At 59.8% G+C, this 23,301-nt stretch carries 18 protein-coding genes; 6 read left to right on the forward strand and 12 right to left on the reverse strand.

The window, feature by feature from the left end:
- Positions 1–138: 138 nt before the first annotated feature.
- The 10 genes from ACZZ0G_RS08995 to bioB form a co-directional block, all read right to left on the reverse strand.
- Positions 139–1,935, reverse strand: a complete 1,797-nt coding sequence (locus tag ACZZ0G_RS08995) for an acyl-CoA dehydrogenase C-terminal domain-containing protein (protein WP_463555920.1) — start codon at positions 1,933–1,935, stop codon at positions 139–141.
- A 90-nt stretch (positions 1,936–2,025) separates the two neighbouring features.
- Positions 2,026–3,315 carry a GGDEF domain-containing protein gene (locus ACZZ0G_RS09000; protein WP_463555921.1) on the reverse strand — a complete coding sequence of 430 codons (1,290 nt, stop codon included), beginning with the start codon at positions 3,313–3,315 and terminating at the stop codon, positions 2,026–2,028.
- A 198-nt stretch (positions 3,316–3,513) separates the two neighbouring features.
- Positions 3,514–5,616 carry a cytochrome-c peroxidase gene (locus tag ACZZ0G_RS09005; RefSeq protein ID WP_463555922.1) on the reverse strand — a complete coding sequence of 701 codons (2,103 nt, stop codon included), beginning with the start codon at positions 5,614–5,616 and terminating at the stop codon, positions 3,514–3,516.
- Between the two features lie 270 nt (positions 5,617–5,886).
- A complete protein-coding gene (locus tag ACZZ0G_RS09010; protein ID WP_463555923.1) occupies positions 5,887–7,692 on the reverse strand; it encodes a phenylacyl-CoA dehydrogenase in 1,806 nt (601 codons plus the stop codon).
- 275 nt (positions 7,693–7,967) lie between these two features.
- Positions 7,968–8,264 carry a pyrroloquinoline quinone biosynthesis protein PqqE gene (locus ACZZ0G_RS09015; RefSeq protein WP_463555924.1) on the reverse strand — a complete coding sequence of 99 codons (297 nt, stop codon included), beginning with the start codon at positions 8,262–8,264 and terminating at the stop codon, positions 7,968–7,970.
- Positions 8,265–8,372: 108 nt separating this feature from the next.
- Positions 8,373–9,053 (reverse strand): dethiobiotin synthase, encoded by a 681-nt coding sequence (bioD, locus tag ACZZ0G_RS09020; RefSeq protein ID WP_463555925.1) that lies wholly within the window; start codon positions 9,051–9,053, stop codon positions 8,373–8,375.
- Positions 9,050–9,859, reverse strand: coding sequence for a malonyl-ACP O-methyltransferase BioC (gene bioC / locus ACZZ0G_RS09025; RefSeq protein WP_463555926.1), 810 nt, complete (start codon positions 9,857–9,859; stop codon positions 9,050–9,052). Before bioC ends, bioD begins: the two co-directional genes overlap by 4 nt.
- The gene (locus ACZZ0G_RS09030; protein ID WP_463555927.1) at positions 9,852–10,583 is read right to left on the reverse strand and encodes an alpha/beta fold hydrolase; all 732 of its coding nucleotides are present in this window, start codon (positions 10,581–10,583) and stop codon (positions 9,852–9,854) included. The genes bioC and ACZZ0G_RS09030 overlap by 8 nt, the downstream gene beginning before the upstream one ends.
- Positions 10,576–11,754 (reverse strand): 8-amino-7-oxononanoate synthase, encoded by a 1,179-nt coding sequence (gene bioF / locus ACZZ0G_RS09035; RefSeq protein WP_463555928.1) that lies wholly within the window; start codon positions 11,752–11,754, stop codon positions 10,576–10,578. Before bioF ends, ACZZ0G_RS09030 begins: the two co-directional genes overlap by 8 nt.
- Before the next feature lie 148 nt (positions 11,755–11,902).
- The gene (gene bioB / locus ACZZ0G_RS09040) at positions 11,903–12,958 is read right to left on the reverse strand and encodes a biotin synthase BioB (RefSeq protein WP_064119238.1); all 1,056 of its coding nucleotides are present in this window, start codon (positions 12,956–12,958) and stop codon (positions 11,903–11,905) included.
- A gap of 91 nt (positions 12,959–13,049) precedes the next feature.
- Between bioB and ACZZ0G_RS09045 the strand changes: the two genes are divergently transcribed.
- From ACZZ0G_RS09045 to rarD, 5 genes are all read left to right on the forward strand, one after another.
- Positions 13,050–13,784 carry a ComF family protein gene (locus ACZZ0G_RS09045; protein WP_463555929.1) on the forward strand — a complete coding sequence of 245 codons (735 nt, stop codon included), beginning with the start codon at positions 13,050–13,052 and terminating at the stop codon, positions 13,782–13,784.
- Positions 13,785–13,967: 183 nt separating this feature from the next.
- Positions 13,968–14,732, forward strand: coding sequence for a TOBE domain-containing protein (locus ACZZ0G_RS09050; protein ID WP_463398549.1), 765 nt, complete (start codon positions 13,968–13,970; stop codon positions 14,730–14,732).
- A 70-nt stretch (positions 14,733–14,802) separates the two neighbouring features.
- Positions 14,803–16,704 carry a PhoX family protein gene (locus ACZZ0G_RS09055; protein ID WP_463555930.1) on the forward strand — a complete coding sequence of 634 codons (1,902 nt, stop codon included), beginning with the start codon at positions 14,803–14,805 and terminating at the stop codon, positions 16,702–16,704.
- 193 nt (positions 16,705–16,897) lie between these two features.
- Positions 16,898–17,872, forward strand: coding sequence for a serine/threonine protein kinase (locus tag ACZZ0G_RS09060; RefSeq protein WP_463555931.1), 975 nt, complete (start codon positions 16,898–16,900; stop codon positions 17,870–17,872).
- 166 nt (positions 17,873–18,038) lie between these two features.
- Entirely contained in the window at positions 18,039–18,926 is an 888-nt protein-coding gene (gene rarD, locus ACZZ0G_RS09065; RefSeq protein WP_463555932.1) for an EamA family transporter RarD, read from the forward strand.
- Between the two features lie 223 nt (positions 18,927–19,149).
- On the opposite strand, the gene ACZZ0G_RS09070 is transcribed toward rarD, so the two are convergent.
- The gene (locus ACZZ0G_RS09070) at positions 19,150–19,668 is read right to left on the reverse strand and encodes a glycine cleavage system transcriptional repressor (protein ID WP_463398548.1); all 519 of its coding nucleotides are present in this window, start codon (positions 19,666–19,668) and stop codon (positions 19,150–19,152) included.
- Positions 19,669–20,172: 504 nt separating this feature from the next.
- Here ACZZ0G_RS09070 and ACZZ0G_RS09075 point away from each other — a divergent pair.
- Positions 20,173–22,350, forward strand: coding sequence for a malate synthase G (locus ACZZ0G_RS09075; protein WP_463555933.1), 2,178 nt, complete (start codon positions 20,173–20,175; stop codon positions 22,348–22,350).
- A gap of 333 nt (positions 22,351–22,683) precedes the next feature.
- Here ACZZ0G_RS09075 and ACZZ0G_RS09080 read toward each other — a convergent pair whose 3' ends face one another.
- The gene (locus tag ACZZ0G_RS09080) at positions 22,684–23,130 is read right to left on the reverse strand and encodes a response regulator (RefSeq protein ID WP_463555934.1); all 447 of its coding nucleotides are present in this window, start codon (positions 23,128–23,130) and stop codon (positions 22,684–22,686) included.
- Positions 23,131–23,301 lie beyond the last annotated feature (171 nt).

Raw genomic sequence — 23,301 nt, forward strand, 5'->3', positions numbered from 1 at the left:
TCGTTGAGCTGGAGTGTACCTCAACAACTTTTGCGACACATAGGGTCAACCGGTGACCGATTTGTTATTTTTAGTCACCGCAACTCACCCATAAAGAAGCCCGCAATCAGCGGGCTCCTTCATTGAGCAGGACAAGCATTACAGAGCGAACAACTCCGCAGGCAACTTCATCAAACAATCACTCCCCGCCTCGATCGCCGCCCGATGCGCCGCCGTACGCGGCAACAGGCGTTTGAAGTAAAACTCACACGTCGCCAATTTGCCCTGCAGATAGTCCGCCTCGCCCTCGCCCGCCTCCAACTGCGCCTGCGCCACCAACGCCATGCGCAACCACAGATAACCGAGAATGATGTAGCCGCTGTACATCAGGTAATCCACCGACGCCGCGCCCACTTCATCCGGGTTCTTCATCGCCGCCATGCCGACCTTCATGGTCAGATCGCCCCACTGCTGATTGAGCTCATTGAGCTGCGCAACGAAACTGCCCAACTGCGGATGTTCGGCGTTGGCCGCGCAGAACTTGTGGACGATTCTGGTAAACCCACGCAGCAACTTGCCCTGACTGCCCAGCACCTTGCGCCCGAGCAAATCCAGCGCCTGAATGCCGTTGGTGCCTTCGTAGATCGGAGCGATCCGGCAATCGCGCACCAACTGCTCCATGCCCCATTCGCGGATAAAACCGTGGCCACCGAACACTTGCATGCCGTGGTTGGTCACTTCCAGGCCGGTGTCGGTCATGAACGCTTTGCAGATCGGCGTGAGGAACGCCAGCAGGTCTTCGGCTTCCTGACGCGCCTCGGCATCGCTGCTCAGGTGAGCGACATCGAGCAGTTGCGCAGTGAAGTAGGTCAGCGCGCGGTTGCCTTCGTTGAACGCCTTCATGGTCAGCAGCATGCGCCGCACATCGGGGTGGACGATGATCGGATCGGCGGCTTTTTCCGGGGCTTTGGCGCCGGTCAGCGAGCGCATCTGCAAGCGGTCGTTGGCGTATTTTATCGCGCCCTGGAAGCTTGCTTCGCCCAGACACAAACCCTGCATGCCAGTGCCGAGCCGCGCGTGGTTCATCATGGTGAACATGCAGTTGAGGCCCTTGTTCGGCTCGCCGATCAGATAACCCTTGGCGCCGTCGAAGTTCAACACGCAAGTGGCCGAGGCCTTGATGCCCATCTTGTGCTCGATCGAACCGCAGGACACGCCGTTGCGCGCCCCCGCTTCACCCGCCGCATCCGGCAAGAACTTCGGCACGATAAACAGTGAAATCCCTTTGGTCCCGGCCGGCGCGTCCGGCAGCTTAGCCAACACCAGATGGATGATGTTGTCGCTCATGTCGTGTTCGCCGGCGGAGATGAAAATCTTGCTGCCGGTGACCGCGTAACTTCCGTCGGCCTGGGGCACGGCGCGGGTCTTGATGATGCCCAGGTCGGTGCCGCAATGGGCTTCGGTCAGGCACATGGTGCCGGTCCACTGGCCGGCGGTGAGTTTGCTCAGGTAGGTGTCTTTTTGCTCGGCGCTGCCATGGGCGTGGATCGCCGACATCGCGCCATGGGTCAGGCCCGGGTACATGCCCCAGGACGTGTTGCTCGAGCCGACCATTTCGCTGATCACCAGCCCCAACGAACTCGGCAGGCCCTGACCGCCGTAGGTCGGGTCTGCGGCCAGACCGTGCCAGCCGCCCTCGACGTATTGTGCGAAAGCCTGCTTGAAGCCTGTAGGCGTTGTCACCACACCGTTGTCGAAATGGCAGCCCTCTTCGTCACCGCTGCGATTGAGCGGCGCGAGAACGTTCTCGCAGAACTTCGCGCCCTCTTCGAGGATCGCGTTGATCATGTCCGGGCTGGCGTCTTGCGCGCCGAGGGCTGCGTAATTGCTGTGGAAGTCGAAGACGTGGTCGATCAGAAAACGCATGTCGCGCAGGGGGGCTTTGTACTCAGGCATGGTGGCTTCTCCGTCAGCAGATTTCTCCAACCTACTGCTGGCCACCACGCCCCACAATCATCGTGCAGACGCTGAATGCGCCGTCATCACTCAACCTGCGGCCGAGTCCATACGCACCGCGCCTCGGCGGTTCTGCCCGAACGCGACCACACAGTTTCGCCCTGCGCCTTTGGCGCTGTAGAGCGCCTCGTCGGCGGACTTCAGGACTTGCTCCGGGTTGCGCTGCTCCACTCGCTCGGCGACGCCGATACTCACCGTGACTGAAACGCTGGAGGCACCGGAACCGGCGCGGCGTTGTCGACCTTGCTGATCATCCTGCGGACGGTTTTCCTGATTGCGCAGTTGAATGTTGTAGGACGCAATCGACTCGCGGATCACCTCAAGGTGCGGCATGCACTCCTCAAGGGTTTTGCCTGCAAACACCAGGGCAAATTCCTCACCGCCATAGCGATACGCCCTACCGCCACCGCTGATTTTCGACAGTTTGCTCGCGACCAATCGCAGCACCTGATCGCCGACATCGTGGCCATGGGTGTCGTTGAATTTCTTGAAGTGATCGACGTCGCTCATCGCCAATACGTAGTTGCGACCGAGGCGCTGCATGCGTTCGTTGAGCGCGCGACGGCCCGGCAGACCGGTGAGTTCGTCGCGGAAGGCCATTTGATAAGCCTCGTGCGCAACCGCAGCCGCAATCATCAACATCACTTGGCTGCACATGATGTTCAGAGTAAACGGCAGGATGAAGGTTTTCGGCAGCATCCAGAACACACCGAGCAGGCCAACCAATTGCGCCGCATGCAGCGGGCGCGGATTGCGCCAGTACTGCCAGGCCAGTAGCAGGAACGCCGAGATAAACACCGGATAGGACAGCTGGATCAGGCTCATCCACGCACCGTGCAGTGCCGGCCAGCGGATTTCCGAGAGCCAGATCAGCAATGCCTGGGGATAACTTTGTTCAAGGCCCAGCGCCACACTGCCAAAGGCCAGCAACACGGCAAAACGCGCGACCATGTCCTGGAACAGGTGGGTACGTTCCTGCCAGGCAGCGAACAGGCCGAACAATAACGGCAACAGCAGACAAACGAGATGAAAGACCACCGCAGCGTCTTCGCGGACCTTCCCGTTATCACGGTAATAGTCGGTCTGGGTGTCGAGCAGAAAATAGGCGATGTACACCGTGAGCATCAGAAACAGTTCGCGCTGACGTCGGTAAACCGCGCAATAAGCGCCGCCCAGCAGCAAAACCAGAGTCGGCAACACGTTGAACAGCGACGTGAAAAACACGTTGAGGTCTTTGACGTACGCAGCCGCCAACCCCGCGAGTAACAACAGCAGTGAAGGTAGGAAATGGCTGAAACGTACAGCGGAAGAACGCGGCAAGGGTAAAGCTCCGACCCGTCATATCAAAGAGATGGCATTGTGCCTGCAATGTGGCCAGTTAAGCACACACAATGTGATCCAGATCACACGCAGTCTCTTTAACGGCAGAAAACCTGAGTATCTGAGCGATTTGCCAAGTTTTTTGCCCGATCCGCCGCGCTGGCCATCATGACTGGTGGCCGGGCTTGAAAATCCCCCTCAAAGATCGTTGTAGAACGGCAACAGTGGCCCCTCCGCAGGACTCCGCCCCTCAGCGCCGTAAGGCTTGAGATTGAGCAAAGCGTCCGCCGCTTGCCGAGTGGTGACTTTCGGGCTGGCCGGACGTTGGGTCACGGCATTCTCATCACCGACATGGCCTTGCGGGATGACCAGCGATGGATGATCGAACGGAGCACGCTCCCACGCCACACGCGGATCGGTCAGGCCGACTTCCATGAATTTCACCAGCGCGTCGATCTCATCGGGCATCAGGTTGAGGTTGGTCATGTCCGGATCGAGGTTCGAAGTGTTGTGCTGATTGACCGCCGGATGCTCGAAACCGCTGGTGTTGTTGGCGTCCTCGCCACGGCGATCGCCGCCACGGTTGTAGAACTCCATCACTTGCTTGAGCGTGGCGCGGCTGCCGTTGTGGAAGTACGGCCCGGTCAGGGCGATGTTGCGCAGGGTCGGCGTCTTGAAGGCGCCATCGACCGAGTCGCGGAAGTTGACATTGGGTTTTAGCGTGGCGTCGCACGGGATCGCTGCGCTCAGCGGTGCTTCGAAGGTGCAGACATCGACATCCAGCGGATCGGCAATGCTGCCGCCCTGCAACACCTTGTTGTACTGACGGCTGAACGACCACGGATTGCCCCAGGCATCAACGCCGCCGAGGGCCAGATCTTCGGAGGTCGGGCGCACGCCGGTGTTGTAGAAACCGTTGTCATAGAGCGTGGTGAGGTTGTCAGCCATGACCATGCGTTCGATGCGTTCACGCGGGTGCATCAGCAAACGGCTGGCGGCGTTTGTCAGTTCCGCGCCGCCGTGGCAATTGACGCATTTGCCTTTGCCGAGAAACAGGTTCATGCCCTGCACTTGCTGCGCGTTCATGGCAGTTGAATCGCCTTGCAGATAAGCATCGATCGGCGCTTGGTCAGAGATCAGCGTGGACTCGTACATTTGAATCGCCAGCCCGAAGAACAGCGGAAAATTGGCTTCCATCTGTGTGTACGGCGCGCCACCCACCAGCACATTTTGCGTGGCGTTCCATAGGCGTGGCTGGAAGGCGTTCTTGATCAGCTCGCGATAGGTAGGGCGACGCGCGCCGGATACCGAGGCGAGCACGGAATCGTTGGAGGAAATCCGCTGCTGCTTGAGCATCAACTGATCGAGCATGCGCCGGCCGATGTCAGCGAAGGTGCGACCACCGCAGGACATTTCCACCGCACTGCCCGGCGGCCCCACCGCTTGTGAAGCAGCAGATGCGTCGTTGAGCGCCAGCCGGACTCTGGTTGCCACGGTGCTGCGCTCGCTGGTCACGTAAATGCCCGCATCGGGATCACGATTGCCGAACGGCGAGAAACCATTGAACACGTTATTCGCCCGACCATCCCAGAAGTTGCGCACATTGAACGCGGCGTTGATTACCGACGGCGCATTACGCCCGGTGCTGCGGCGTACGTTGATGCCGCCGACCTGAAAGATACCGTCCGGTTGCTGGGTGCATTTGTCGAAACGTGGCTGGTTGGGTTTGACGAAGTTGGCATCGAATACGCCTTGAGAGCCGACCACGTCATCGCTCGAATACAGGATCGGCGAATTGCGCTCCAGTGGATTGCTCAGCACATGGGTCGGGAAATCGGTTTTCTTCAGCGTGTAGTTCGGGCCGCCCTTGCCGCCGGAAAGCGTCGTGTAGGACGCCACATCGCCGGGAATGTCCGAAGCGACAAAGGGTTTGTTGAAGATCGAGGCGACGTTGGCGTTGGTGTGTGCCTGGCCGGGATTGAGCTGGTTGGTGATGCGGTGATCGACACCGGCGTGGTAGTGGCAGGACGCGCAAGCCGTAGCGCCATCGCTGCCGACTTCCATGTCCCAGAACAGCGCCTTGCCCAGCAGGATTGCGGCGGAACGGTTGAGCACATAGTCGGTCATCAGGTCGACCTTGCGCCCGCCTTCTGTCCCGGAGGGATCGGGCGGAACCATGCCGCGCAAGGATTGCAGGCTTGGCACTTCCGGCACGGGCGGATCCACTTCGGCGGGATCTGCCGCCATGGCACTGGAGGCAGAGAGTGTGAGGGTTAACCAGACAAGTCGGCAGATGTTCATGTGCTTCACCCTGACGTTGTTGTTATGGATTCGCCGGGCGAGAGGCGTCGTGGAACAGCACAGGATTTCTCGTGAGCGCCGGTTAATTTGCGCAGTGCAATTAATTGGCCATCCTTCCGAGAAACATTTTGAATCAATAAATGCGGGAGCTACGCGCTGTCAGACACCGTTTCTGCTGGGGAATCGCCCCCAGAGTTGGGGACGGAATCCAGCGCAAAAAAAACCGCTACTCCCGAAAGAGCAGCGGTTTTTTAGCGACTGCGTTAAGGCTTAGTAGCCCAGTGCGAAGTCTTCTTCTTTCATGTCCATCAGGTTGTTGGCGCCCGACAGCATGGTGGCCACGTGCGTACGGGTACGCGGCAGGATGCGCTGGAAGTAGAAGCGCGCGGTTTGCAGCTTGGCGGTGTAGAACGCTGCGTCGCCGGTGCCTTCTGCCAGCTTCTCGGCAGCCAGACGCGCCATGTCGGCCCAGAAGTAAGCCAGGCAGGCATAACCGGAGTACATCAGGTAGTCCACGGAAGCCGCGCCGACTTCTTCGCGATCTTTCATGGCGGCCATACCGACCTTCATGGTCAGTTCGCCCCATTCCTTGTTGATGGCTGCCAGCGGTGCGACGAATTCTGCAACGGCTTCGTTGCCTTCGTTGTTCTGGCAGAACTTGTGGACGATCTTGGTGAAGCCTTTCAGAGCTTCGCCTTGAGTCATCAACACTTTACGGCCCAGCAGATCGAGTGCCTGGATACCGGTGGTGCCTTCGTACAGCATCGAAATGCGGCTGTCGCGAACGTTCTGCTCCATGCCCCACTCGGCGATGAAGCCGTGGCCGCCGTAGATCTGTACGCCGTGGTTAGCAGATTCGAAACCGACTTCGGTCATGAACGCTTTGGCGATCGGGGTCATGAAGGCCAGCAGTGCGTCGGCTTTCTTCTTCTCTTCTTCGTCCACACCGTATTTGACGATGTCGACCTGTTTGGCGGTGAAGTACACCATCGCACGGTTGCCTTCGGCGAATGCCTTCATGGTCAGCAGCATGCGGCGTACGTCAGGGTGCACGATGATCGGGTCAGCGGCTTTTTCCGGCGCTTTCGGGCCAGTCAGGGAGCGCATTTGCAGACGATCGCGAGCGTATTTCAGGCCGCCCTGGAAACCGATTTCGGCGTGGGCCAGACCTTGCAGCGCGGTACCCAGACGTGCGGTGTTCATAAAGGTGAACATGCAGTTCAGGCCTTTGTTCGCCGGGCCGATCAGGTAACCGGTAGCGCCGTCGAAGTTCATCACGCAAGTGGCGTTGCCGTGGATGCCCATCTTGTGTTCCAGCGAACCGCAGCTCACTGCGTTGCGCTCACCGACGGTGCCATCCGCGTTCGGCATGAACTTTGGAACGATGAACAGCGAGATGCCTTTGGTCCCAGCCGGTGCGTCCGGCAGGCGAGCCAGCACGATGTGGACGATGTTGTCGGCCATGTCGTGTTCACCGGCCGAGATGAAGATCTTGGTGCCGGACACTTTGTAGGAACCGTCGGCCTGAGGTTCGGCCTTGGTGCGCAGCATGCCCAGGTCGGTGCCGCAGTGCGGTTCGGTCAGGCACATGGTGCCGGTCCATTCGCCGGAAACCAGTTTGGTCAGATAGGCTTCTTGCTGCTCTGGCGTGCCGTGCTCGGAGATGGTGTTCATCGCGCCGTGCGACAGGCCTGGGTACATGCCCCACGACCAGTTGGCTTCGCCAACCATTTCGCTCACGGCCAGACCCAGCGACTCCGGCAGGCCTTGGCCGCCGTGCTCAACGTCGTGAGCGAGGCTTGGCCAGCCACCTTCAACGAATTGCTTGTAAGCCTCTTTGAAGCCAGTCGGGGTTTTCACGCCGGACTCGCTCCAGGTGCAACCTTCGAGGTCGCCCACGCGGTTCAGCGGTGCCAGTACCTGCTCACAAAACTTGGCGCCTTCTTCGAGAATGGCGTCAACCATGTCCGGAGTTGCGTCTGCGCAAGCCGGAAGGCTCTGATAGTGCGCTTCGTAGCCGAGCAGCTCGTCACGAACGAAGCGAATATCACGCAAGGGGGCCTTGTAGTCAGGCATAGCGATAAACCTCTGCTGATGTAACCGGGAATGAACGACCGCGTTGATTTGTTGTGACGGTCAAACAGTTGTTTGAAACATACGTTTACGCCGAAATCTTGTCAAGCATCGATCTTTTGCCGTTCGTCATCAGATTTTTCAAATGCCGGACACAGCAAACCGCCATGCGCTCGAACGAGCCACGGGCGCTGAAAAAAGATTAGTTGAGAGAGAAGGACTTACAACGAAAAACGCCGCGACAGGTCGCGGCATTCAGCGTGCAGAAGACAGAAAAGTCAGGCGAACGTATCGATGATCGTACCGAGCACTTCATCGGAAGCCTTGGCGACCTTCACACCCAGCTCAGCCTGGATCTTGCCCTGAGACATCTCGACCACATTACTGGCCAGATCCGATTGCTGGGCACGATCAACACCACGCAGACGATCAATCTGCACTTCAGACGACTGGCTGGTCACCGAACGTTCGATAGTATTGTTGGCGATTTGGCTGGCAGCCTGATCGATGCGGTTCTGCCCGCTCTGAATCGAGCTCAGACCGGCATAAAAAGCAGTGTTACCGGAGATTTCCATAACGGTTCTCATCCTTGGGAAGGATCAATGGCTGCCATTGAAGCAGAGGCGCCAGAAAAACACCCGTCAAAAACACTAACGGCACAGTGCCTGCCCATAGAGAAAAGCTTAGTCGAGCAGATCCAATTGCAAATGATCCGCCACCGCCTCTGCACTCAAGGCCTTGAGTTTCGGCACGCGTCCGAGGCACGGCGCCGGAATCCGCTCAGCCAGCGTGGCGAGATTCTCCTCCAGCCGCGAAGTCTTCGGATCGATGATATTCGCCACCCACCCTGCCAGTTGCAGCCCATCGCGAGCAATCGCCTCCGCCGTCAGCAAGGCATGACTGATGCACCCCAATCGCACACCCACCACCAGAATCACCGGCAGCTTCAGCGCAATCGCCAGATCCGACAAATTATCCTGATCGGCCAAAGGCACCCGCCAGCCACCCGCGCCCTCGATCAGAGTGAAATCGGCGTTCATCGACAGAATCTCGCGCATCGGCGCCAGCAGCGATTGCACGGTCAAAGCCACGCCCGCCTCTCGCGCCGCCAGATGCGGAGCGATCGCCGGTTCGAACGCCACCGGATTGACCTGTTGATAACTCAGTGGCAACGAACATTCGGCGAGCAGCGCCAACGCATCGGAATTGCGCAACCCCTTGGGCGTCACTTCACACCCGGATGCCACCGGTTTGCCCGCCGCCGTACTCAACCCGGCGGAGCGCGCCGCATGCAGCAACCCGGCGGCAACGGTGGTCTTGCCGACATCGGTGTCCGTTCCGGTGATGAAATAGGCTGCGCTCATACGGGTTTCTCCAACACGGCGTAGACCACCTGATAAGTCGCCGGCAATCCCGACGCCTCACGGAACTGCTCGTAAGCTTCGACCAGCCCGAGAATCCGCGCGCGGCCGGTCAAACCGCCCGGCCGCCCGGGATTCAGATTGTGCGCACCGAGGGCTTTCAACTCATGGGTCAGACCGCGCACATCCGGGTAGTGCAACACGTGAGGCTGTTTCTCCAGACTCAGCGTTCGCAAACCACTGCCCGCACACAACTGTTCATAACGGGCGAACTCGCGGAAGCGGTTGACGTGCACCATCCCGTCGACCTGCCGCCAGCTGTCACGCAACTCAAACAACGTCCCTGTACAAAGACTAGCAAACGCAAAAATTCCACCCGGTTTGAGCACACGAAAGGCTTCGCTGAGCACCGCATCGAAATCCACACACCACTGCACCGCGAGGCTGGAGAAGATCAGGTCGCAGGTCGAATCCTGCAGCGGCAGCCGCTCCGCATCGCCAGCAATGAAATGCTCGGCACCGCCCAACGGCCGCGCATGCTCAAGCATGCCTTCAGCGATATCCAGCGCCAGACCGTCACCCTCAATAAAACGCGAGGCCAGCGCCCGAGTGAAGTAGCCAGTGCCGCAGCCCAGATCCAGCCAGCGCGATGGTACGAAATCCACCGGCAAGCGCTGCAGCAACTGTGTACCGACATCACGTTGCAACTCGGCGACGCTGTCGTAACTGGCCGCCGCGCGGGAGAAAGAGGCCGCGACCTGACGTTTGTCAGGCAAGCCGCCAGGCAGCACAAGAGACAAATCAGTCATCACCGCACTCATGTAAAAAAGCCTGGATAGCGCCCGCCAGTCCGTGGGGGTCTTCCAGAAGAAACGCATGACAGGCCTGTTCGATCAGACCTATTTCGATATCCGGCAACAGGACGAACAACGCCCCTGCCGCTTCCGCCGGGACCAGGCCGTCCTGACCGGCGAACAAATGAAACTGCGGGCCACGAAACGCCTGCAATGCTTCACGGGTATCCAGTTGCGCGAGCAGTTCCAGTCCCGCCATCAGCGCCGCCGGCGCGGTGTTCGGTGCGCCGCCCAACATCAATCGTGACAAGCCGCGCGGGTCTTGCGCGCCTTGGGCACAGAGCAGCGAGAACCGTTTGAGCGTTGTACGCGGATCGGCTTGGCAACCCGCGAGAAACGCGTCGAACGTCTCGCCTGACATCGCGTTCGGCCACTGTTCATGAGCAACGAAGGAAGGATTGCTCGCCAGCGTCAGCAACCCGCAGCAATGCTCGCCACGGCGCGCCGCCAATTCGGACGCGAGCATGCCGCCCAGCGACCAGCCGCCCAGCCACACATCCTGAGGAATGCGCTCGTCGAGTTCGTCGAGCCAGTCTTGCAGGTCACTGGAATCCGACGCCGGCAACGGCTCGACTTCAACGTTGAGATGTTCGTCGAGCCCCTGCAACGCCGCGGCCAGAGGCTCCATCGGCGAAATACCGAGGCCCCAGCCGGGCAGCAGGATCAGGCGATTACGCATGGCTTGGCTCCGGCGTCAGTTGGGCAAAACAATCGGCCAGCCCCTCTAACAATAGCTGCACCTGCGCCTCGCTGTGGGCGGCGGTCAGAGTCACGCGCAAACGGGCGCTGCCGGCGGGCACAGTCGGTGGGCGGATCGCGGTGACCATCAGCCCGCGCTCACGCAGCATCTGCGAAAGACGTACAGCGCGGCCGGCATCGCCAATCATGATCGGCTGGATCGGTGTGAAGCTGTCCATCAACTCCAGGCCAATCTGCTCGGCGCCATGCCGGAACTGGCGAATCAGCGTCTGCAAATGCTCACGACGCCAATGTTCGCTGCGCAGCAGTTCCAGACTTTTCAATGTTGCGCAGGCCAGCGCCGGCGGCTGGCTGGTGGTGTAGATGTACGGGCGGGCGAACTGGATCAGGCTTTCGATCAGCTCTTCGCTGCCGGCGACAAACGCCCCCGCCGTGCCGAACGCTTTGCCGAGGGTGCCGACCAACACCGGCACGTCCTCCTGGCTCAAACCGAAATGCTCGACAATCCCGCCGCCATTCGCACCCAGCGGCCCGAAACCGTGAGCGTCATCAACCATCAGCCACGCGCCTTTGGCCTTGGTTTCTCGGGCCAGCGCCGGCAGATCAGCGAGGTCGCCGTCCATGCTGAACACGCCGTCGGTAACCACCAGCGTATTGCCGGTGGCTTTCTCCAGACGTTTGGCCAGACTCACCGCGTCGTTGTGCAGATAGCGATTGAAACGCGCCCCCGACAACAGACCCGCATCCAGTAACGAAGCGTGATTGAGGCGATCTTCCAGCACCGTGTCGCCCTGCCCGACCAGAGCCGTAACAGCGCCGAGATTGGCCATGTAGCCGGTGGTGAACAGCAGCGCACGCGGACGTCCGGTGAGATCGGCCAGCGCTTCTTCCAGTGCGTGATGCGGGCCGCTGTGGCCGATCACCAGATGCGAGGCGCCACCACCGACGCCCCAACGTTCAGCACCTGAGCGCCAGGCTTCGATCACTTGCGGGTGATTGGCCAGACCGAGGTAATCGTTATTGCAGAACGCGAGCAACGGTTGGCCGTCGACCACCACTTCCGGCCCCTGCGGGGATTCGAGCAGCGGGCGCTGACGATAGAGGTTTTCGGCACGACGGGCAGCAAGGCGTGCGGCGAGATCGAAAGACATGCAGGCCTCGACTTTCAAGTGACACAGATCCCTTGCTCGCGAAGAGGCCTTCACATCCGACATCAATGTCGACTGAAACACCGCTTTCGCGAGCAGGCTCGCTCCCACAAGGGGTTTTGCATTCCTTCAGAGGAATCCGCGCAGCTTTTTACACTGCGGCGTTGTAGAACTGCTCGCTGCTTTTCTGCTCCACCAGCGCCTGCTCGATCGCAGCCTGATGCACTTCATCGGAATGCTCTTCACGAGCCTCCGGTGCGATACCGAGGCGCGCGAACAATTGCATGTCCTTGTCGGCCTGCGGGTTGGCGGTGGTCAGCAACTTGTCGCCGTAGAAAATCGAGTTGGCGCCGGCAAAGAATGCGAGGGCCTGCATTTGCTCGTTCATCGCTTCGCGGCCGGCGGACAGGCGCACGTGGGATTGCGGCATGAGAATGCGAGCCACGGCGAGCATGCGGATGAAGTCGAACGGGTCGATGTCTTCTGCGTTTTCCAACGGCGTGCCGGCGACCTTCACCAGCATGTTGATCGGCACCGATTCCGGATGCTCCGGCAGGTTGGCCAACTGGATCAGCAGATTGGCGCGATCATCCAGCGACTCGCCCATGCCGAGAATGCCGCCGGAGCAAATCTTCATTCCCGACTCACGCACGTAGGCCAGCGTTTGCAGGCGCTCGCTGTACGTACGGGTGGTGATGATGCTGCCGTAGAACTCGGGCGACGTGTCGAGGTTGTGGTTGTAGTAATCGAGACCGGCCTTGGCCAGTGCCTCGGTCTGATCCTGATCGAGACGCCCCAGCGTCATGCAGGTTTCCAGCCCCAGGGCTTTCACGCCTTCAACCATTTTCAGCACGTAGGGCATGTCTTTGGCCGACGGATGCTTCCACGCCGCGCCCATGCAGAAACGCGTCGAACCGATCGCCTTGGCGCGTGCCGCCTCTTCGAGGACCTTCTGCACTTCCATCAGCTTTTCTTTTTCCAGACCGGTGTTGTAGTGACCGGACTGCGGGCAGTACTTGCAGTCTTCCGGGCAGGCGCCGGTCTTGATCGACAGCAGAGTCGAAACCTGAACGCGGTTGGCGTTGAAATGCGCGCGGTGCACCGTTTGCGCCTGGAACAGCAAGTCGTTGAATGGCTGTACGAAGAGTGCTTTGACTTCGGCCAGAGACCAGTCGTGACGCAGGGTGGCGGTGGTGCTCGCGCTCATGGGTAATTCCTTGGTTATGCTTGGCTTGCGGCTGCGGGAATGGAATACCCACAGGTGCTACACGGATGTTCGGCATATTTAAGGAAGAGTCATGCGCTGTCAACCACGATACGAAGGCCCGGTTTACATCTGTTTAAATAACATACAATCCTGCTTGCTTTGCGATGAGCCGGCGGAAGCGAAAATGCCAATCTGCGTGGCTTGCGAAACCGAACTGCCATGGCTTGGCGAGCAATGCGTCACCTGCGCTTTGCCTTTAGCCGCAGCGGGCCTGACCTGCGGCGAGTGCCAGCTAGAGCCGCCGGCTTTCGAAGAGGTGGTGACGCCCTGGCTATATGGCTTCCCGGTCGACAGTTTGATTACACGCTTTAAACACAACGCAAAATGGCCGTTTGGCCACCTGCTCGCCGACGTTCTCGGGCAATACCTGCAACATCGCTTCGATGAGGGTTTAGCCAGGCCCGATGTGTTGTTGCCGGTGCCGCTGGCGCGTAAACGCCTGCGTCAAAGGGGCTTCAACCAGGCGGCGATGCTGGCGCGCTGGCTGAGCACCTCGCTGGATCTGCCGTGTGAGGAAACGGTTCTGCGCCGCATCAAGGACACCGATGCCCAGCAGGCTCTCGACGCCAAAGCGCGTAAACGCAATTTGCGCAATGCGTTCGACCTCATGCCGGATGCGCAGGTACAAGGCCGGCATTTGGCGTTGATTGATGATGTGCTGACCACTGGCGCCACGGCCCAGGGGTTGGCGCGATTATTAATGAATGCTGGCGCAGCAAGAGTTGACGTCTATTGCCTCGCCCGCACGCCAAAACCCGGAACCTGAAGCCAACACAAATCTCTGTGGGAGCGAGCTTGCTCGCGAAGAGGCCGTAACATTCAAAATCAATGTTGACTGAGACGCCGCTTTCGCGAGCAAGCTCGCTCCCACAGGGTTCTGTGTAGGGCTTGACTCTCGCGTCGCTAGCGGCCAACTTCCACGTCCACCGCCACAAAAAAGCATCCACCCATGTCCATGCCCTCCCTGCTGTCCCAGCACATCGTCCGCCGTCCGCAGCGCATCGCTTTGCTGCAACACATCGCCGAACAAGGCTCGATCACTCGCGCCGCGAAAAGCGCGGGCCTGAGCTACAAAGCGGCGTGGGATGCCATCGATGAGCTGAACAACCTGGCGCAGAAACCGCTGGTCGAACGCGCCGTCGGTGGCAAGGGCGGTGGCGGCGCGAAACTGTCCAGCGAAGGCGAACGCGTGTTGCGCTTGTATCAAAAGCTGCAAGCCTTGCAGGCGCAGGTACTGGAAGCGGCGGAAGACGCCAGCGATCTCGATTTGCTCGGTCGCCTGATGCTCAGAACCAGCGCGCGCAATCAGTTGCACGGCAAGGTCGTGGCGATCGAAGCGCAGGGCCGCAATGACCTGATCTGCCTCGAACTGGCCGAAGGGCTTCATCTCAACGCGCAGATCACCCACGACAGCACCGTGCATCTGGAACTGCAAACCGGTACCGAAGTAGTGGCGCTGATCAAGGCTGGCTGGCTGGAATTGCTCGGACACGAGCAATCGGCAACGTCTGGTCACAATCTTCTGAAGGGCACCATCGAAGCGATTCTCGACGCCGAGGACGGCCCGAGCGAAGTGCGCATCACCCTGCCCAACGGCCATACCCTCTGCGCCCTGGCTGAGCCGCTCGATTTGCGCACGCGCGGATTGAGCGTGGAACAACCAGTGCAAGTGCAGTTTTCGCCGTCCAATGTGCTGATCGGCACGCCGCTGTAATCAGGCGCTGCAACGAAAGCGTCATCGACGCTCATTAAGGTGGCTGCCAAAACCAAGCAGGGAGCCTGATGTGAGCCTATTAGAAGAAAACCAATCCACTGATCTGGAAAAAATGGTCGGCCTCAGCCGTCGCGGTTTCATCGGCGCCGGTGCGCTGTGCGGTGCGGCGATGTTCCTCGGCGGCAGCCTGTTGAGCCGCAGCGCGCTGGCCACTGGCGTCAGCGCCGGCAACAGTCGCCTGCTCGGTTTCGAGAGCATTCCCGCCGCGACCACCGACGTCATCACGCTGCCCAAGGGCTACAAGTCTTCGGTGCTGATCAGTTGGGGCCAGCCCCTGCAAAAAAACGGCCCGGCGTTCGACCCGAGCGGTAACGGCACTGCGGCTGCACAGGAAGTGCAGTTCGGCGACAACAACGACGGCATGAGTCTGTTCGCCTTCCCCGACGACCGCAACCGCGCGTTGATGGCGATCAACAACGAATACACCAACTACCGCTACCTCTACCCGCACGGCGGCATGCCGCAATCGGCCGAAGACGTGCGCAAGGCACTGGCCTGCGAAGGCGTGTCGGTGATCGAGGTACAGCGCAAGAACGGCCAGTGGCAGTTCGTTCAAGGCTCGCGTTACAACCGCCGCATTCACGGCAACTCGCCACTGCGCATCAGCGGCCCGGCTGCCGGTCACGACCTGATGAAAACCGCTGCCGATAAACACGGCAAGAAAGTCCTCGGCACCTTCCAGAACTGCGCCAATGGCAAAACCCCGTGGGGCACTTACCTGACCTGTGAAGAAAACTTCACCGACTGCTTCGGCAGCAGCAACGCCCAGCAGCAGTTTGACCCGGCGCAAAAGCGCTACGGTGTCTCGGCCGCCAGCCGTGAGATCAACTGGCACCCGTATGACCCGCGCTTCGACATGGCGAAGAACCCCAACGAACTCAACCGTCACGGCTGGGTGGTCGAGATCGATCCGTTCGATCCGCAATCGACCCCGGTCAAACGCACCGCGCTGGGCCGTTTCAAGCATGAAAACGCCGCACTGGCCGAGACCGACGACGGTCGCGCCGTGGTGTACATGGGCGACGACGAGCGTGGCGAGTTCATCTACAAATTCGTCAGCCGTGACCGCATCAACCATCGCAACGCCAAGGCCAACCGCGACATCCTCGATCACGGCACCTTGTACGTGGCCAAATTCGACAACGGCGACAGCAACCCCGATCACCCGAAAGGCCAGGGCCAGTGGATCGAACTGACCCACGGCAAGAACGGCATCGATGCCAGCAGCGGCTTTGCCGATCAGGCTGAAGTGTTGATCCACGCGCGCCTCGCTGCCAGTGTGGTTGGCGCAACACGCATGGACCGTCCGGAATGGATCGTCGTCAGTCCGAAGGATGGCCAGGTCTATTGCACCCTGACCAACAACGCCAAGCGCGGCGAAGACGGCCAGCCGGTGGGCGGGCCGAACCCGCGTGAGAAGAACGTTTACGGGCAGATCCTGCGCTGGCGCACCGACCGTGACGATCACGCGTCGAAGATGTTTGCCTGGGATCTGTTTGTGGTCGCCGGCAACCCGGGCGTGCACGCCGGGACGCCGAAGGGCGGCTCGAAGAACATCACCCCGCAGAACATGTTCAACAGCCCGGATGGCTTGGGTTTCGACAAGGCTGGCCGTTTGTGGATTCTCACCGATGGCGACTCGAGCAACGCCGGGGATTTTGCCGGGATGGGCAATAACCAGATGCTCTGTGCCGATCCGAAGACCGGTGAGATTCGTCGGTTCATGGTCGGACCGATTGGTTGTGAGGTCACCGGGATCAGTTTCTCGCCGGATCAGAAAACCCTGTTTGTCGGGATTCAGCATCCGGGGGAAAACGGTGGTTCGACCTTCCCTGAGCATTTGCCGAATGGCAAGCCGCGCTCGTCGGTGATGGCGATTACCCGTGAGGATGGCGGGATCGTCGGCGCCTGATAAACCGCTTTCTCGAGCAGGCTCGCTCCTACACTGGATCGCCTGTGTGCATGAGATAGTGTGCACACTGAAGATCCTGTGGGAGCGAGCCTTCTCGCGAAGAGGCCCGCCCAGACACCAACCCCCTCACTGCCTGCCATCTGCGCTACCATGCTGGGCCGGACGCGGCAGCCTGCTGCGCGCAGGAGTCAGCATGGCCCACCCGTTTGAAACCCTCACACCCGACCTCGTGCTCGATGCCGTTGAAAGCATCGGCTTCCTCAGTGATGCGCGCATTCTGGCGCTCAACAGCTACGAAAACCGCGTCTATCAGGTCGGCATCGAAGACTCCGAGCCGCTGATCGCCAAGTTCTACCGCCCGCAGCGCTGGACCAACGAAGCCATTCTCGAAGAACACAAGTTCACCTTTGAGCTGGCCGACGTCGAAATCCCGGTGGTGGCGCCGCTGATCCACAACGGCGAAACCCTGCACGAACACGCTGGTTTCCGCTTCACCCTGTTCCCGCGTCGCGGCGGTCGCGCGCCGGAGCCGGGTAATCTTGATCAGCTGTATCGCCTCGGCCAGTTGCTCGGGCGCATTCATGCGGTCGGCGCGACCAAGCCCTTCGAACACCGTGAAGCCCTCGCCGTGCGGAACTTCGGCCACGCCTCGCTGAACACGTTGCTCGAAGGCAACTTCATTCCGAAAAGCCTGCTGCCGGCCTACGAGTCCGTCGCCCGCGACCTGCTCAAGCGCGTGGAAGATGCCTACGCCAACACGCCGCACCAGAACATCCGCATGCACGGCGACTGCCACCCCGGCAACATGATGTGCCGCGACGAGATGTTCCACATCGTTGACCTCGACGACTGCCGCATGGGCCCGGCGGTGCAGGACATCTGGATGATGCTCGCCGGTGATCGTCAGGAATGTCTGGGGCAGTTGTCGGAATTGATGGATGGCTACAACGAGTTTCACGATTTCGATCCGCGTGAGCTGGCGCTGATCGAACCGCTGCGCGCCCTGCGCCTGATGCACTACAGCGCCTGGCTCGCTCGGCGCTGGGATGACCCGGCGTTCCCGCACAGCTTTCCGTGGTTCGGCACCGAGCGTTATTGGGGCGATCAGGTGTTGGCGTTGCGTGAGCAACTGTCGGCGCTGAATGAAGAGCCACTGAAACTCTTCTGATCAAAATCAAAGATCAAAAGATCGCAGCCTTCGGCAGCTCCTACCTTGGAATGCATATCCCTGTAGGAGCTGCCGAAGGCTGCGATCTTTTCGCTTTCTGACACGACACATCTATACAAGCTCCTTACAATCCCCCCTTTGTCAGCTGCCTGAGCAAGGATTCTGCATGCAAGCCGCCAACCCGCGTCGCGGGTACATTCTGGGCCTGAGTGCCTACATCATCTGGGGCCTGTTCCCGATCTACTTCAAAGCCATCGCCGAGGTTCCGGCGGTCGAGATCATCATTCACCGGGTGTTGTGGTCGGCGCTGTTCGGTGCGCTGCTCCTGATGGTGTGGAAACACCCGGGCTGGTGGCGTGAACTGCTCGACAATCCCAAACGCTTGGCGATTCTTGCGCTGAGCGGCACGTTGATCGCGGCCAACTGGCTGACCTATGTGTGGTCAGTGAACAACGGGCGCATGCTCGAAGCGAGCCTCGGTTACTACATCAACCCGTTGGTCAACGTGTTGTTGGGAATGATGATTCTCGGCGAACGCCTGCGCCGCATGCAGTGGCTCGCAGTCGGCCTGGCGGCGGTGGGCGTGGCGCAGCAGGTGTGGCAGGTCGGCAATCTGCCGTGGGTGTCGCTGGTGCTGGCGTTGACGTTCGGCTTTTACGGTCTGATTCGCAAACAGGCGCCGGTCAAGGCGTTGCCGGGGCTGGTGGTGGAAACCTGGATGCTGGTGCCGATTGCCATCGCCTGGCTGCTGTTCAACCAGACCGCAACCAGCGCTCAGCCTGAGTTCTGGACGACTTCGCAAGCCTGGTGGCTGGTAGCCGCCGGACCGGTCACGTTGGTGCCGCTGGTGTGCTTCAACGCCGCCACGCGCCACTTGCCCTACACCACGATCGGTTTCCTGCAATACCTGGCGCCGACCCTGGTGCTGTTGCAAGCGGTGTTGCTGTTTGGCGAGCACTTGTCGTCGAGCACGCTGATCGCGTTCATCTTTATCTGGGCGGGTCTGGCGGTTTACAGCGTCGATGCAGTGATCAGTTTGCGTCGGCGCAGCTGATCAAAAAACGCACAAACCTTCACAGGCCACGGTTCTCGTGGCCTGCATCGTTCCTTCCCAAGGTTATCCACAGCGTGATCCCCGCCGTTTGTGTGCAAGTCACTGAATGTTGGCGGTTTTTTGATCACCTGCTGCAAAGCCACGGCGGGCCTCGCGTTGCGGGGTGTCTCTACAGGTTATCCACAGGCAGGTGCACGTTTAAACTGGATAACCTGATCGGCGCTTAAACGTCTGTGCGTAACACCAGTTCCACCATCAGATCGTCAGCCAGGGTTTCCAGACGCGACTGCAAAACGTCGAGCGACAAGGTCAGTGGCACTGCAAGAATCGCCTCGGCGTGAAACAGCGGCTCACTGCTCATCGGCGCCGGACGCACTTCCGTGATCAGCCTTTCCAGGTTCACACCCTGCTCGCTCAACAACCGGGTGATGTCGCGGACGATCCCCGGCCGGTCATTGCCCACCAATTCCATGGCGATCGGTTTCCAGGTGCACGATTGTTCGATACCGCTTTCAGCGATCAGTACGCGAATGCCATGCGTCGACAATGCTTGTAGGGAATCGACTAATTCGTCGTAAGCCTCCGCCGGCACCCCCACCCGAAGAATCCCGGCAAACTGCCCGGCCATCCGCGACATGCGGCTTTCCAGCCAGTTACCGCCGTGTTCGGCGATGCATTGGGCGATGCGCTCGACCTGCCCGGGCTTGTCCGGAGCGAAAACGGTGAGTACGAGATGGTCCATGGCGTCGCCCTCTTGTCATGACTTTTGTTATAGAAGGGCAAGTATAGGCAAGGGTCGATTTTCCGTTGAGGCGACCGACGCTTTCGCGAGCAGGCTCGCTCCCACATAAACCGGCGCCATAGCAGCCAAATAGCATTTATGTGTACAACTTTTTATATTTAGCTGGAACAATCCAATGGTTTTTTGAGAACATCCCGTTCCGCGATGTGACCGCAATGCGACATGAGGTCGCAGAACGACGTAATTAGTCTGATTTTCACAAGCGCAACTCATCATGTAGTATGCCGCAGCGCGCACTACATAACGCTGAATCGATGTCTGCCCAAGGCCTGTTCGCAACCCTGAAAGCCCCGTCAGCAAGGCCCCAAGCCGTTGATTGGTCCCAGCCCAGCCGCCAGCAATGGCATGTACTGGTCCGCAGGTTTGTGGTTTAAATGGCCAGAGGCTTCATTGTCAAAATTGAAGAGCTGAAAAGCGAAATAGCTGAGCAGAGTGAGGCAAGCAATGACTGAACACGTTCAAGTCGGTGGCCTGCAGGTCGCCAAAGTCCTGTTCGACTTCGTGAACAACGAAGCCATTCCCGGTACCGGCCTCACCGCCGAAAAATTCTGGGAAGGTGCCGACAAGGTCATTCATGACCTGGCGCCGAAGAACAAAGCCCTACTCGCCAAACGCGATGACTTCCAGGCTCGTATTGACGCCTGGCATCAGGAACGCAACGGTCAGGCGCACGACGCCGTGGCCTACAAAGCCTTCCTGCAAGAAATCGGTTATCTGCTGCCAGAAGCGGCTGATTTCCAGGCAACGACGCAAAACGTCGATGATGAAATCGCCCGTACCGCCGGCCCGCAACTCGTTGTGCCGGTGATGAACGCTCGCTTCGCTCTCAATGCTTCGAACGCCCGCTGGGGTTCGCTGTATGACGCCCTTTACGGCACCGACGCGATCAGCGAAGAAGGTGGCGCGGAAAAAGGCAAAGGCTACAACAAGGTGCGTGGCGACAAAGTCATCGCCTTCGCCCGCGCGTTTCTCGACGAAGCCGCGCCATTGGCGGCTGGCTCCCACGTCGATTCGACCGGCTACAAAATCGCCGACGGCAAACTCGTGGTCACCCTCAAGGGCGGCAGCAACACTGGCCTGCGCGACGATGCACAACTGATCGGTTTCCAGGGCGACGCCAGCGCGCCAATCGCGATCCTGCTGAAACACAACGGTCTGCATTTCGAAATCCAGGTCGACGCCACCACCCCGGTTGGCCAGACCGACCCGGCCGGCGTCAAAGACATCCTGATGGAAGCGGCGCTGACCACCATCATGGACTGCGAAGACTCCGTGGCCGCCGTCGATGCTGACGACAAAGTGGTGATCTACCGCAACTGGCTCGGCCTGATGAAGGGCGACCTGTCGGAATCCGTGTCCAAGGGCGGCCAGACCTTCACCCGCACCATGAACCCGGATCGCACCTACGCCGCGCCAAATGGCGGTGAAGTGACGCTGCACGGTCGTTCGCTGTTGTTCGTGCGTAACGTTGGTCACCTGATGACCATCGACGCGATCCTCGACAAAGACGGTAACGAAGTGCCGGAAGGCATCCTCGACGGTCTGGTCACTTGCCTCGCGGCGATGCACAACCTCAACGGCAACACCTCGCGTCGCAACACGCGCACCGGTTCCGTCTACATCGTTAAACCGAAGATGCACGGCCCGGAAGAAGCAGCGTTCACCAACGAGCTGTTCGGTCGCATCGAAGACGTACTGGGCCTTACGCGCAATACCCTGAAAGTCGGGATCATGGACGAGGAGCGCCGCACCACGGTCAACCTCAAGGCCTGCATCAAGGCGGCCAGCGAGCGCGTGGTATTCATCAACACCGGTTTCCTCGACCGCACCGGCGACGAAATCCACACCTCCATGGAAGCCGGCCCGGTTGTGCGCAAGGCCGACATGAAAGCTGAGAAGTGGATCGGCGCTTACGAAAACTGGAACGTCGATATCGGTCTGAGCACCGGCCTGCAAGGTCGCGCGCAAATCGGTAAAGGCATGTGGGCGATGCCCGACCTGATGGCCGCGATGCTCGAGCAGAAAATCGCTCACCCGCTGGCCGGCGCCAACACCGCTTGGGTGCCGTCGCCGACTGCTGCTGCACTGCACGCGCTGCACTACCACAAGGTCGACGTGTTCGCCCGTCAGGCCGAACTGGCCAAACGCGCTCGCGCTTCGGTCGACGACATCCTGACCATCCCGCTGGCGGTCAACCCGAACTGGACGCCAGAGCAGATCAAGAACGAACTGGACAACAATGCCCAGGGCATTCTCGGTTACGTGGTGCGCTGGATCGACCAGGGCGTCGGCTGCTCGAAAGTACCGGACATCAATGACGTCGGCCTGATGGAAGACCGTGCCACGCTGCGTATCTCCAGCCAGCACATCGCCAACTGGCTGCGCCACGGTGTGGTCACCGAAGCGCAAGTGATGGAAAGCCTCAAGCGCATGGCGCCGGTGGTGGATCGTCAGAACGCCAACGACCCGCTGTACCATCCGCTGGCCCCGAACTTCGACAGCAACATCGCCTTCCAGGCGGCGGTCGAACTGGTGGTTGAAGGCACCAAGCAGCCGAACGGTTATACCGAACCGGTTCTGCACCGTCGTCGTCGCGAGTTCAAGAAGGCCAACGGCCTGTAACTTGCGCTGAATGCCGGACATGAAAAAGCCCTGATCGAAAGATCAGGGCTTTTTTGTTTGTGTGGTGTGGGCTGGTATTTGTGGTGGGCTTGAGATCGATCCCCCTCACCCCAGCCCTCTCCCCCAAGGGGTAGAGGGGGAAAGGGAGCCGATCTCTGTGCTTTTCAAAATCTGAGTTCGGCTCAGGAATTGCCAAGGGTTGAGGGGCAAGGGAGCAGATATTGGTGCTTTTCAAAACCTGAGTTCGACCGAGGAATCTCAGGTCGGTGTACCTCGAACATCCACCTCGGTCAGTCCCCTCTCCCTCCGGGAGAGGGCTAGGGTGAGGGGCTTTTAAGGCTCGATGCCTAATTCATGTTTCACCAGCGCCAACAACTTGCCCGTATCAATCGGCTTGAGCAGAAAATCCACCACGCTCAAATGCATCGCCGCGATTGCGTCCTTCACATCGGCATCGCCGGAAACAATGATGATCGGCAGCGCCGCCCGCACTGACTCGCGTACCTGACGAATCAGATCCAGCCCACCGACATTGCCCATACGCAGATCAGTAATTACCAAACCAATCGAAGGCTTTTCTTCAAGCATCTTCAACGCCGTTTCACCACTGGCTGCGGTCAGGCAACGAATGCCGTCCAACGCGAGAATCTCCGACAACAGTTCACGGGCGTCCTTGTCGTCATCAACGATCAACACACGCTGCGGCGGCAGATCAGGTTCGAGCATGACTGCACTGAGCGCTTCTCGCTCGGCATCGCTCAAAATATCGTGGTCGGACATGGCGTTCTCTAAATGTTCAAAACAATCCCTTGGCAAGTGGTCAGACATCGCGGGGCAGAGCTTCAATGTGCACTTCGTCGGATTTTTTTCCAAGGGGGTAATACAGGGAATTTCCGACTGTTTGCGTAGGGCATCTCCGAAACTGCGCCAATGGTGGCAAAACCTAGACTT

It is taken from the genome of Pseudomonas sp. AC169 (assembly GCF_979258515.1).